We start from the raw sequence: 12,795 nt of genomic DNA on the forward strand, positions 1-12,795 counted from the left end.
CAAGAGGCCGATCACGGGTTCGCCATCCGCTCCTCGAACGCGCGCAGCGTCGCGCGTGCCGCGCTGCGATCGTAGATCCCGAAGACCACACGATCGAAGGCGCCCGCGAAGCGCGGATGCGAAAGCCAGCGCGCGAGCACGTCCGCGACCTCGCGTGGGTCGTTGCGGAACACGCCGCAGCCCCACGCGCCGAGCACGAGCGTGCGGTGGCCGTGAAGGGCCATGGCCGCGAGCACGTACGCCGCGCGCCGCTCGAGGGCCTCGCGGATCGCGGGGCCCGCCTTCTTGTCGCGGCGGAGCGCCTCGCCCGCGTTCGGCGCCGGCGCGGTCACGATCGAGAGCGTGAACGGCTCGTCGAGGAGCGCGAGCCGATCGTCCCGGAAAAACGGCACGTCGGGCGAGTAGATCAGGTGATCGGTGTAGATCATCGACGCCGTCGCCCGGTTTGCCTCGTAATACTTCGGCTGCCGGACGAGGCAGGTGTAAAGCGCCGAGCACCGCGCGAGGTCTTCCTCCTGGGCCTTCGCGCCGCCGAGAAATCCGCCGCCCGGGTTCTTCGCAGAGGCGAAATTCAGCGCGGCGACACGCGCCTCGCCCTCGCGGCAGAGCCTCCGACCCGCGGCCGCGGTCGTCTCGTCCGTCACCTCGACACGGATCGATCCGGATCGCCGCTCGCGCGGCTCGGCGTTCGCGAGATCGCCCGGCTCGTACAGCACGGTCCCCGCCGCGGCCGCCTCGACGAGACGGCCGATCTCGACGCGCTGTCCCCCGGCGCTCTCGTATTCGCCGCGGGACACGATGTCGAGGGTTTCCTTCGCGATGCTCGCGAGCTTCATGTCCCCTCCGAAACGCAAAACCAAGTCATGCCGCCAGGATATGCCACGCGCGGCGCGATCGGTCGATCTTCGTGTAAGTCCCGGCGCTCGCCTCCGTTATGCTCGGGCCATGACCTCACGTGCGCGTGCCTTCCTGGTCCTCCTCGCGCTGTTCACGACGCTCTCCACGAGCGCGGGCGGCTGCGGCGGCAGCTCGGCCCCTGCCTCGATGGCGGAGGCGCCCGCGACCGACGGCGAGGCCGCTCCCGCGGCCGTCGAATCGATGGGATCGGAGTCCGCGCCGGCGCCTCGATACGACGTCGACGACGCCAAACCCGCGGAGCCGCCTCCGCCACCGGCGGCGCCGGCCCCGATGGCGGCCGGCGACGCGGCGCCGATGCCCGCGCCCACCTCCGCGCCGCCGCGAGCGCCCGTCTCCCCGGGAGGGGGAGCGCCGCGCGCAGCGGCCGAGGCGAAGGCGGACGAGAAAGGGGCCGCCGCGGCGAAGCCCAAGTCCGTCGCGGGATCCGACGAGGCGACGACGTGGAAACGCGCGCAGAGCGGGGCACACTCGGTGCGCGTGGAGATCGGCGATCGTGACGCGCTGCCCGTGCGCAGCGTGCAGGCCAAGGTCGCGATCGACGGCTTCATGGCCCGTGTCGTGCTCGACATCGTGGTGAAGAACAACCGCCCGGAGACGTACGAAGGCACGCTCAAGCTGCGCCTGCCCGTGGGCGCGTCGCCGTATTATTTCGCGTTCGGGCAGGACGCGATGGCCATCGCGGGCGACGCCGTGCCGGCGTTTTTCCCGGCGGAACGAGCGCGCGGCATGGGCGGCGAGCCGGCCGAGATCCGGAGCGCGCGGCAATCCGCGTGGCAGGGCGTGAAGGAGGCGCGCATGGTGCCGAAGGAGAAGGCCGCGCTCGCCTACACGCAGACCGTGCGCCGCAACGTGGATCCGGCGCTGCTCGAATGGGCCGGGCCGAACGTCTTCAACACCCGCGTCTTCCCGCTCGTCGGGGGCAAATCCCACCGCATCGTCCTCGGCTACGACGTGCCGCTCACGCGGATCGGCGAGGATCTCGAATACAGCTTCGATCTGCCGGAGAACGTCGGCAGCAAGGCGATCGATTTCGCCGTCGCGGCGCCGCAGGGCGCGTCCGTGGACGTCACGCCGGCCGTGCCGGCCTTCTCCGGCCCGGACAAACGTTTCTATCGCTTCGACGATCCGTCCGGAAAAACCGTCACGGTCCGCATCAAGAAGCCGGGCGCAGCGCACGTCGTCGCGACGGACGCCGCGACGGGGCCTTATTTCGCGGCCGACATCGCGCCGCAGTTCCCCGCGTCGTCGGCGGCGAAGGGCGAGGAGAACGTGCTGTTCCTCGTCGACACCTCGCTCTCGTCGAACCCCGATCGCTTCAACGTCTGGCTCAAGCTCCTCGACGCGATCCTCGCGAACAACGAGGACACGATCAAGCAGTACAACGTCCTCTTCTTCAACATCGAGCAGAGCTTCTGGAAGCCGCGCTTCGTCACGAACGACGCCGCCTCGCGCCGCGAGCTCCGGACGTTCGCCGAAGGCCTCGCGCTCGAAGGCGCGACCGATCTCGGCGCCGCGCTCGGCCGGGCCGCGACGGCCCCCGGCGCCGCGCAGTTCGACGTCTTCCTCCTCAGCGACGGCGCCGCGACCTGGGGCGAGCCCGACGCGCAGATGATCACGAAGCGCCTGCAGAAGACCCCGGTCCGCTCGATTTACGCATACCAGACGGGCCTCGCGGGCACGGACGTGGACGCGCTCACGCTGCTCACCCGCGAGACCGGCGGCGCGCTCTTCTCGGTCACCGGCGACGCCGAGGTCCAGAAGGCCTCGACGGCGCACAAGAGCCGCCCCTTCCGCCTGGTCTCGGCGCGCGTCTCCGGCGGCAGCGACGTCCTCTTCGCCGGCCGTCCTCGCTTCGTATTCCCCGGCCAAACCCTCCGCGTCGCCGGCCGCGGCACGCCCGACAAGGACGCCGCCGTCGAGCTCACGCTCGAATCCGGCAGCGGCACGCAGGTCGTGAAAGCCCCGCTCGGCCAGGCAATCCCCTCCCCGCTCGCGATTCGCGGATATGGTCAGATCGCGGTCGCGCAGATCGAAGAGCTCGCCCCGGCCACCGAGACCATGGCGAAGGCGTACTCGATCCACTTCCGCGTCCCCGGCAAGACCTCGTCGCTGCTCATGCTGGAGTCCGAGGCCGATTACCAGCGCTTCGGCATCGTGCCCGAGGACTTCGCCCGCGCCATCAAATCGGCGGCGGCCTCGCGCGTCGTCGAGGACACGCTGGCCCTCTCGGCGTCCGCGCTCGGCAACCCCAAGGCCACGTTCCTGCGCTGGATCGACGGTCTGCCCACGACGCCCGGCGTGGCCCTCACCGTGCCGCCTTCGTTCCGCCAGGCGCTCAATCAAATGCCCGAGGAGAGCTTCCGCGTCGACGCGGCCCCGCTCGCCGTGAAATCGCGCGACAAGAAATCGCTCCCCGCCCCCGTGCTCGCCGACCTCGCCGCGCACAAGCTCGATTACGATCGCATGACGAACGAAGCCGAGCGCCGGCGCGCCTCGCTCGGGCCCGCGGACGCCCTCAAAGCACTGAGCTCGCTCGTCGAGGAGAACCCGGGCGACGCCGTGCTCGCGCGCGACGTGGGCGTCACCGCGATGAGCTTCGGCCTGCCCGCGGACGCATTCCACCTCTTCCGCCGCGTCGCCGTCGCGCGCCCCTACGAGCCGCAGACCTACCGCGCCATGGCGCAGACCCTCGCGCGGCTCGGCCGCGCGGACCTCGCGATGGCGTATTTCGAGGTCGGGCTCGCGGGGCGGTGGGAAGCGCGGTTCGGCGAGTTCCGCAAGATCCTCGCGCTCGAATACTTCGATCTGCTCCAGCGCGCGGCGCGCGGCGACATCAAGACGAGTGTACCGGAGTACGTCAAGAGCCGCCTGCCCCAGGTGGCCCGCGAGACCCAGCTCCAGAGCGCCGATCTCGTCGTGATGATCACCTGGAACACGGACGCGACCGACATCGACCTGCACGTGACCGAGCCAAACGGCGACGTCTGCTACTTCGGCAACCGCCAGACGCAGATCGGCGGTCAGCTCACGATGGACGTCACGCAGGGTTATGGCCCGGAGATGTACGTCCTGAAAAACGCGACGGACGGCAAGTACAAAATGCAGGCCCATTACTTCGCGTCGGACCGGAACCGCACCTCGACGCGCACGAAGGTGCAGGTGATCGTGTTCGAGGACTTCGGCACGAGCGCGCAGAAGGCGACCGAGAAGGTCATCACGCTCGAATACGGCAAGCAGAAGCACGACCTCCTGGAGATCGTGCGGAAGGCGAAGCCGGGCCAGAAGCCCAAGCCGACGCTGGAAATGGCGGGGCCCTGACCTTTCGCCAAGCCCCTTTCGTGCGTGAGGATGCGGGGAAGTGCATGAGGGCGCCGGTGGACATCGGCGCCCTCGAGGTGCCCTGAATCAGGGAGATTGCAGCAGGTTCGACTCGTCGATCCCGAGCTGCTGAATGCCGCTCGGCCCCGCGGGGAGGTAGACCTCGTCGTCGATGATCCGCGGGCCGCTCGCGCCATAGTAGTACCAGGTCTTGAAGAAGGCCTGGACGAGCGGCGTCTCCGGCGCGTCGAGGTTTACCATCAGTACGCCGCCGTACGTCGAGAGGAACGCGCGCTTGCGGTCGACATGCTGGAGCCAGAGATAGGCCGGGACGCTCGTGGTCGAGAGCGCGACGAAATCCTCACCGTCCGGGCGAGGCGCGAAGACCGAGAACGAGGGATGGTCGCTCCCGTAATAGCCCCCGTACGTCTGCCATTGCAGATTGTGCACGGCGACGGGCAGGCCCCCCTCGTCCACGCCGAAGGACTGCACCCGGCGGAACGGCAGGTGCTGGTAGTTCTGCAGGGACGCGAGGTTGCCCGAGAGATCGAGCTTCGCGAACGCCGAATCCACGAACTGCTGGCCCCACACCTCGTCCTGCGTGAAGAGGACCGAGCCCTTCTTGGCGACGAGCTCACCCGGAACGTTGATCGCCGGGCCGACCACGGGCGACGCGGGGTTCGCGAAATCGACGCGGCGAACGAAGTATTGCGCATACGGCCGCGGATCCAGCGGCACCTCGACGGGCTTCTTGACGGTGACGTAGAGCCCATCGCCGCCCTCGAGCACGCGAACCGCGTCCTCCCCGACGGGCGTCTGGATGACGCTGCCGAGCGTCGGCGCCGTGGGATCCGAGAGGTCGAGCCCCCTGAACCAATATCGTGAGGTCACGAGGGACCGCTCGCCGCCGTAGCAGTAGCCGGAGAGCTGCTCCGGCGTCTCGTCCTCCGAGAGCGGCACGCACGACGGCTCGGCGTCCTCGTGGTCCGTGCAGGAGGCAAACCCGCCGACACAATATCCGGGCTTGCCATCGACCTCGTAACAATCACGCTGGCCCGCGACGTAATTGCAGCCTTCCTGGCCGAAGCAATCGACGTTCGCGAAGACGTACTCCCAGCACTGGTTCACGTAGATCTGCTCTTGCGACACGCTCTCCGTGCGGGAGAAGACGAGCGAATCACCGACCACGCGGACCGACGACCAGGGCAGCTCGTTCGTGACGAGCGAGCCGACCTCCGCGGGATTCGCGGGGTCGGAGACGTCGAAGACCTGCACCGTGGTCGTGTAGGTCGGCCAGTTATCGGCATTGGACGTCACCGAGACGAATTTGTCGCCGACCTGGAAGAGCGACGCCTGCTGGGGCACCTCGAAGCTCGCGACGGGCTCGGTGAGCTCGACGTCCTGGCCCTGGACCTTGGGGACGATCTCCACGACCTTCGGGCTGTTCGGCTCCGTCCACCAGTAATACCAGTTCGGCTCCTTCACCCGGGCGAGGTGGGAATTGCCGATCGGATACACCCCGCTGTACTCCGGCGCGAGGTCGATCTGGTCGCGCAGGACGGGGTTGTCCGGGTTCGTCTGGTCGTAGACGCGCAGCTCCCGCTCCGAGAGGTTCGCGCCGTTCTGATTCGGCAGGCGGAAGGCGCGGCGCACCGGATCCGAATGCAACATGACCCCGCGCCGCGTCACCGTGTGGTCCGAGAACGTGAAGATCTGGACCGCCGATTTCGCCGTCCACGACCCGTCGGCCCCGTATTGATATCCGTAGAACGGCAGGAGCACGAGGCCCGTCTCCGTCTCGCCGGTCGGAGCCTGCACGTTCACCGCATTGTCCGACACGGTGAACGCGCGGTGATCCCAGTTCGCCTCGGACCAGTTCCATCCGCCATTCTGCCCGTCGACCTCCGCCCGCGTCACGAGCGGGTTCGGGTTTTCGAGGTTCGTGATGTCGTAGAGGCTCACCGCGAGCCTGCGCGAGCCACCCTCGTCGTTCACGCCAATGCCGATGAGGCGCGTCGCCGAGAAGGCGGGCCGGAAGAAATCGTTCCAACCGGAGACGATGAACTCGCTCTTCTCCTCGACGCTCCCGTCCGCGCCGACCGAGAAGGCGTGGAACGGATCCGTCTGCAGGTACGTCACGGCAAACGCCCGATCATCGAGGAAGATCGCGCCGAACATGGCCTGGTCCGTGCCGAAGGCGACGTGGTCGATGGGGACGAGCGTGTCGAGGTTCGACGTGTCGAACGTGGTGAGGTGGCTCTGCTTGCCGACGCCCCACCGCGGGCCGGAGAAGACGCGCAGGACGTCGCCGCGCATATCCATGTGGAACTGCGAGCGCACGTAGCCCGGGACGGTGACCTCGTCGCGCAGGGTCATCGCGCCGTCGATGCTCGAGATGTCCACGACCGCGACGTTGCTGCTCTCGTTCGACCAGGCGGAGTTGCCGCGGGCCACGAGCAGGACGTCGCCCTCGGCGTGCACGTCCGTCACGTCGCCGCCGAGCGTGATCTCCGATTTCGAGATGAGCTTCGTGGGCGCCACGTCGAAGCTCTTCACGGTGCTCGTGAGCACGTAATCCCAGCTGTCGCCGACCTTCTTGTACTCCCATTCGCTGGCGGCGACGTACAGCGAGTCCTTGTTCTGGCCGTTCGCGTACCGGCTCGTCTGGATGTAGCCCGGGATGTACCGCTGCGAGAGGAGCTTCGGGTGCTGCCGATCGGCGATATCGACGAGCAGGATCGTCCCGCCCGTGCGGTCTCTCACGATGAACTTCTCGGGGTGCCCCTCGTAGCCGGACCAATCGTTCAGCAGGACGACGGCGCGATCGCCGTCGACGTACATCTCGACGGGCGTGCCCTGAATGGGCAAACGGCCGATGATCTCGGTGTTCGAGAGGTCGCCGATGTCGATGACCTGGAGCCCGCGATAGAGGTTCAGGTTGAGGAGCACGCCGTCGCTGAGGACACGATAGATATCGCCCTCCTCGAGCTCGCGCTCTTCCTCTTCCTCCTCCTCTTCTTCCTCTTCCTCTTCTTCCCCTGCATAGCCCCACTGGAGCCAGGGTTCGTCGGCGGAGAGGAACGAGGTAGCGCCCTGCTGGGGCAGCGGCGGCGGCGTGGGGCGCGCCTCGGGGCCCGTCGGCAGGGGCGGGAGCTGACCGACGTTGGGCAGATCGTCGACCTCCGGGGGCACCGGATCGAGGTCGATCCCGCTGCCCCCCCCGAGCGGTCCGCCGGTCGGCGTGGCCGTGCAGCCGGCCAAGAGCACCACGAGGAGGGAACCGCAAAGCCCGGCACGCGACATGGAGAATCCGGCCCGGAGAGCCCGCATGACCTTCATCCTTTCCGTGAGCATCGAACGAGACACGAAATCTCGTAGATCTAACCCAAGCCCGGAAGTGGTAGCAAGAGGAAAGCTCTGGTACAAATCGTGCTCTCTGGGAGAGAGCTCGTTCAGGGGTGGACGTACACGAGCGTGCCGCCGGCGGGGGTCATGGCGCCGTGCCACGCGGCCGGGACGGGCGGATCGGTGAATTCGAAGAGCCAGGCCGCGTCCGCGGGCGAGACGTTCACGCAGCCATTGCTGCGCGCCTTGCCGAATTCGTCGTGCCAGTACGCGCCGTGAATGGCGTAATTCTGGTGGAAGTACTGGACGTAAGGCACGTCGTGGAGCTCGAACGCGGCCTCGCTCGCCGGATCGCCGTCCATCGTCGCCGTGACGTGCTTCGATTGGACGAAAAACGTCCCCTGGACCGTGGCGCCCGTGGTCTCCGGGTCCGAGAGCCCGCCGCGGCCCGTGGAGACGAGCGTGGCGAACACGGGGTTCGTGCCCTCGTAGGCGACGAGCATCTGGAGCTCGATCGAGATGTCGATCCAGCGCTTGCCGCGCTTGGCGTGCCCCCAGAGATCCTGCCCGAGCCGGCCGATCCGCAAGCTGCTCGCCGCGAGCCATACACCCTCGGTGGTCTCGAGGTAGGCCGCCGGCGCCTCGCCCGGTTTTCCCTCGACGCGGTGCGTGCCGCCGCTCGACGCGCGCCCCGTGAGCACCCAGCCGCTCCGGAAAGGGACGTACTCCGCGGGCCGAAGCTTGCCCTCTTCGTCGGGCCGCAGCGCGCGCAGGCCCTGGTGCATGACGAACGCCGGCATGCCCGGCGCCTTGAAGACGACCCCGCGCAGCTCGGAAAGGTGCGCGGGCCGCGTGCGATCGATCGGCACGAGATCGAGCTCGGTCGTGAGGCCGAATCTTCGGCCCGTCCAGTCGAAAGAGGCCATCAACCCGAACGCCGAGCGCGCCTTGGCACGGCCGCGGTGCGCGTGGAAGCGGACCTTCTCCTCGGCGCCCGCGGGCTTCGGCAAATCGCGGCCGGATTCGAGGAAGGGGGAGATCGGGTCGGCGTCGCCGATCGTCCTGCCAATCTCCTGCACGATCCAGTCGTTCATGCCGCGAGCGCCGAGGGGGCGGCCCTCGACGGTGCGTTGCTCCTCGGGCGTGGGGAGGTGGACGTAGAGGTGCGGCGGGGGGCTGCGCGAAACGACGTAATGGTAGGGAAAAGGTTCGCCCCGGCGCGGGCCGCGGACGGCCGCGAGGGCGACGGGGTGCTTCGTGTCGAGCGTCGCGCCCGTGCCCACGCAAACGTAGCCGCGCGGGTGGATCCGATAAAAACCGCCCTTGCACCGCTTGAAGCCCGCGGGCTCGGCGGCGCGCGGGACGATGGCGCCGGCGCGCAGGTAGCCGAGCCGCGTGGACTGATAATCGGGCGCGATGTACACGAAGTTGCGCATCGCGATGCTGGCGAGCTCGTGGCCCTGGCCTGGCTCGAGGTCCGCCGGCGCGGGGCCTTCGGGCTCGGGCTCGCTCACGGCCGAGGGCTCGGGTGGGAGCGGGAGCGCGCCGCCCGAGGCGAAAGGCGCCGCGGGCACGGCCGGATCCGGCCCCTCGACGGTGCGGCCCGGCGGCTCGTCGGGCGCGCCGCACGCGACGAACACGACGAGCGCCAGCACGAGCGCGGCCAAGCGCGCTCGCGGCACCACGTTCGGGGGCGTTCGGCGCGCGTCCACGGCGGGGGACTATAGCCGATCCTCGCGGAACGCGTGAGGTTTGCCCGCGGAGCGGGAAGAGGGCATTTTTGGGCTCCCGGAGGGGGTTTCCGTCTGCTAGGATGTGGAACATGGATCCCAAGCCTGATCGGTCGATGGTCCTCCTCGCCCCGCCTCGCGGCGGCGGCGGCGCGGTGCTGTCGTTCCCGCCGTCAGGCTCTCGCCCGGGACGTTTTCCGCCGGTCGACGAGCACATCGTCGTGCCCGAGACGACGCGGGACGAGATGATCCGCGGCCGCAAGGTCGTCGCGCAGCCGGCGCTCGAGCCCCACGCGGACCTGCAGACGAGCCTGGATTTTTTGATCCTCCCGCACGTCCGTCCGGGCTACCGGCCCTCGACGGAGCTGCTCACCCGCGTCTCCGAGGGGTCGAACTTCGCGACCGACCTGTCGATCCGGCGAGAAGGACAGGACCCGGCCACCGGGCGTCGGTTCCTGGAGGAGATCTCGTTCGAGATCGTGAACGAGCAGAGCGTGCGCGACGTGGTCGAGAAGGCCGAGGAGCTCGCGGAGCGCGGCGTTCGCCGGGTGTTCGCGATCTTCGTCAAGCGCCGCGAGGTCTGCGAGTGGTCGACGGAGAAACGCGCGTTCTTGCCGCTCCTCCTGGACGGCATGCTCGAGGATCCGTGCTTCGTGCGTCCCATTGCGGTGCGCGCGCTGCTCGACGTGCAGAACGCGGAGCGCGAGGTGGTGCGCGCGCTCGAACGAAAAGGGAACGCGGAGCTCGAAAAGCTGAAGGATGGCGCACGCGACGAAGGCCGTGAAGAAGGCCGCCGCGAGGCGCTCCGCCCCCTGCTCCGGGCGCGCTTCGGCGAGATCTCGGCGGACGCCGAGGCCCGGATCGCCGGAGCCACGTGCACCATGCTCGACGCGTGGATCCTGCGCTTGCTCGATGCGAAGACGATCGACGAGGTCCTCGCAGAGCCCTGAGAGGGTGTTCCACAGGCGGGCGCGGCTCTTTACGCTCGTGACGTCCATGAGGCACGATGGCTCCCCATGCCTCGCGCCTTCGCCTTGCCCCTGACCCTCGCGACGCTGTTCGTCCTATCCGCCTGCGGCCCGTCCGAATCCTCGGGCAGCGGCGGCGCGGCATCGAGCGGATCGCAGCAAAGCGGCGGCGCAGGCGGCGATGCGGGGAGCGGCGGCGCGGGCGGCAGCGCCGGGGGCGGCGGCGCGGGCGGCAGCGGCGGAGAGGCGGGGCCCTCGGCCTGGCAAACCGTGCTCGATGCGCAGGACCTCGACGGCGCGGTGCTCTCGATCTGGGGCGCGAGCTCGTCGCATGTATTCGCCGTCGGCGGGCCGCTCGGAAACGAGGGATTCGAGACGCTCGTGGTGCGCTTCGACGGCGCCACGTGGAAGCGGCTCGCGCCGGGCGGCACCGAGACGTACTGGTGGGTGCACGGCACCGCCCCCGACGACGTGTGGTTCGTCGGGGAAAAAGGGCGCATCACGCACTGGGACGGCGCGTTGTTCACCGAGCACGCGTCCGGCGTGGAGGCGACGCTCTGGGGCGTGATGGCCTTCTCGAAGACCGAGGCCTTCGCCGTGGGCGGCACGCCCGGCGGGGGGATTGGCGCGCCAAACGACATCGTCCTTCACTGGGACGGCGCGACGTGGAAGCCCGAGCCGCTGCCCGGCGCGCCCCTCGGCCGCACGCTTTACAAGATCTGGGGCAGCGCGCCCGACGACCTGTATGCCGTGGGCGAGAAAGGCACGATCTGGCGCAAGAAAGGCGCGGTGTGGTCCCTCGTCGAGCCCGCCCCCACGTCGGCCAAGCTGTTCACCGTGTCCGGCTGCGGCGCGAAGGAAGTATATGCCGTCGGCGGCTCCGCGGTGCTCCGCTCGGACGGAGATGGTTTTTCCGAAGTGAACGTTTCCCTGACGAACCTCGTCAACGGCGTCGCGTGCGGCCCCTCGGGCTCCGCGCTGCTCGTCGGCGACGGCGGGCAAAAGCAGCGGCTCGTGAACGGGGCGTGGATCGACGAGTTCGTCCTCGAGCCCTACGACGATCTGCACGCGGCATGGTCGGACGGCGAAGGCTCGTTCTGGGCCGTGGGGGGCGATTTTTATGCGCCGAAGGCCGCGGGGGTGCGGCGCAAGGGAGTCGTCGCGCGGTATGGCCCGGGCACCTTGCCCGGCGTGGTGCGATGAGCGGGATTCAGCCGCCCTCGACCTCGTCGAGCATCGTGGTCAGGGCCCGGAGCGCGTCCACGGTCGTGAAGAGACCGACGACGGTGTCGCCCTCGACGACCACGGCCGAGCCGTATTTCTTCTCGGCCATGGTGCGCGTGACCTCGGCGAGCGGACACTCGGGCGAGACGCTGTAGGGCGGGCCCAGGATGAAGTCCTCGACGCAGGCCATGCCCGCGTCGACGACGCGCATGTTCTCCACGATCTTGAGCTCGCGCTCCGAGAGCAGGCCGATGAGCTTGCCAGCCTCGTCGACGATGGGCAGGTGCCGGAAGCCGTGCTCGTCGAGCAGCTTCATCGCGCGCGCCATCGTGGTCGTGCGCGGGACGGTGAGCGGGCTCCGGGTCATGTACGTGCGGACGATGCGGCGCGTTCCCATGCGGTAACGCGGTACCGCGACGCGACGCGCTCCGCAAGCGCCGAGCAACCTGCCGCGTGATGTCTCGACGTCAGAGGGTCGGCAGGACGGGCGCGAATCGCTCCTCGAACGAAGCGTCCACGAGCAAGCTGCGATCGAGCTCGACGGTCGTTCCGTCCTTGCCAACGAGCCGATATCGCGCTTCGCCCATGGCGTCGACCGCGACGAACGAGGTCGTCCGGGTGCGGAGGACCGGCTCGATCGCGAAATACCGGGTCAAAAAGAGCCGAATGCGCTGCGCCGCGCGCTCGTTGTCCATGTACACGCCGCCGTGCGGGAGGCGGAAATAGACGCGGCTCTGGGCGTCGACGCGGACGTAATAAAATGCGTGGCTCTGCACGCCGTGGCCCCAGAAACCAACGAGCAGGTATCCCTCGGGGGCGGTCCGGAGAAACGGGCCGATCTCGGCCTGGGCGAGGGCGACGCCGTGCGCGTGCGCGACCTCGGAGCCGACGAGCATGGCCGACGCGTCGAAAGGTCGCAGCGGATCCGTGGGGAGCATGCCCTCCGGCGGGAGGATGCCGAACCGGTCGTGGAAGGTCTGGACGAGGTGGTGCATCGGCACGCGCCGGGCTCACCAGAGCACGCGCCCCTCCATTTCGCCCGCGACGAGGCGCACCTCGCCCGCGAGGTGCCCCGACATCGCCGGAGAAGCCACAGACAAAACTGCTCGCGCCACGTCCGTCGAGGTCGAGCCCTGTCGTTCCAGGTCCACGCGACTCCGCATAAAACGATCGCGGCCGGACGACAAGACGACAAGCACGAGCCGAGCCTTCCCCTTCCCTTCGAGCCCGGCCCTGCGATAGCCTCGCGGCGATGCGGCGCGGCGGCAAACGAGCGTTCGGGCAAAGGGGTG

Annotated in this window: 9 protein-coding genes; 3 read left to right on the forward strand and 6 right to left on the reverse strand. The window is 69.0% G+C overall.

Annotated features, from left to right (window positions below; genetic code table 11):
* Positions 1-11 precede the first annotated feature (11 nt).
* Positions 12-836: a TIGR02452 family protein gene (locus tag QHF83_RS10885; RefSeq protein WP_282417715.1), complete on the reverse strand. Its 825-nt coding sequence runs from the start codon at positions 834-836 to the stop codon at positions 12-14.
* Between the two features lie 109 nt (positions 837-945).
* On the opposite strand from QHF83_RS10885, the gene QHF83_RS10890 reads away from it, so the two are divergent.
* On the forward strand, positions 946-4,236 hold the full coding sequence (locus QHF83_RS10890) for a DUF2135 domain-containing protein (protein WP_282417716.1): 3,291 nt from the start codon (positions 946-948) through the stop codon (positions 4,234-4,236).
* 87 nt (positions 4,237-4,323) lie between these two features.
* On the opposite strand, the gene QHF83_RS10895 is transcribed toward QHF83_RS10890, so the two are convergent.
* Entirely contained in the window at positions 4,324-7,566 is a 3,243-nt protein-coding gene (locus QHF83_RS10895) for a beta-propeller domain-containing protein (protein ID WP_282417717.1), read from the reverse strand.
* A 122-nt stretch (positions 7,567-7,688) separates the two neighbouring features.
* Entirely contained in the window at positions 7,689-9,293 is a 1,605-nt protein-coding gene (locus QHF83_RS10900; protein WP_282417718.1) for a L,D-transpeptidase, read from the reverse strand.
* A 110-nt stretch (positions 9,294-9,403) separates the two neighbouring features.
* On the opposite strand from QHF83_RS10900, the gene QHF83_RS10905 reads away from it, so the two are divergent.
* Positions 9,404-10,261, forward strand: coding sequence for a hypothetical protein (locus QHF83_RS10905; protein WP_282417719.1), 858 nt, complete (start codon positions 9,404-9,406; stop codon positions 10,259-10,261).
* 66 nt (positions 10,262-10,327) lie between these two features.
* Complete coding sequence (locus QHF83_RS10910; RefSeq protein ID WP_282417720.1) at positions 10,328-11,482, forward strand: hypothetical protein; 1,155 nt, start codon at positions 10,328-10,330, stop codon at positions 11,480-11,482.
* Between the two features lie 7 nt (positions 11,483-11,489).
* Here QHF83_RS10910 and QHF83_RS10915 read toward each other — a convergent pair whose 3' ends face one another.
* The 3 genes from QHF83_RS10915 to QHF83_RS10925 form a co-directional block, all read right to left on the reverse strand.
* Positions 11,490-11,900: a CBS domain-containing protein gene (locus QHF83_RS10915; protein ID WP_272459380.1), complete on the reverse strand. Its 411-nt coding sequence runs from the start codon at positions 11,898-11,900 to the stop codon at positions 11,490-11,492.
* 70 nt (positions 11,901-11,970) lie between these two features.
* A complete protein-coding gene (locus QHF83_RS10920) occupies positions 11,971-12,504 on the reverse strand; it encodes a hypothetical protein (protein WP_282417721.1) in 534 nt (177 codons plus the stop codon).
* A gap of 9 nt (positions 12,505-12,513) precedes the next feature.
* Entirely contained in the window at positions 12,514-12,654 is a 141-nt protein-coding gene (locus QHF83_RS10925; RefSeq protein ID WP_282417722.1) for a hypothetical protein, read from the reverse strand.
* Positions 12,655-12,795: the final 141 nt, after the last annotated feature.

Source organism: Polyangium sp. 15x6 (assembly GCF_029960785.1).
GTDB lineage: Bacteria > Myxococcota_A > Polyangia > Polyangiales > Polyangiaceae > Polyangium.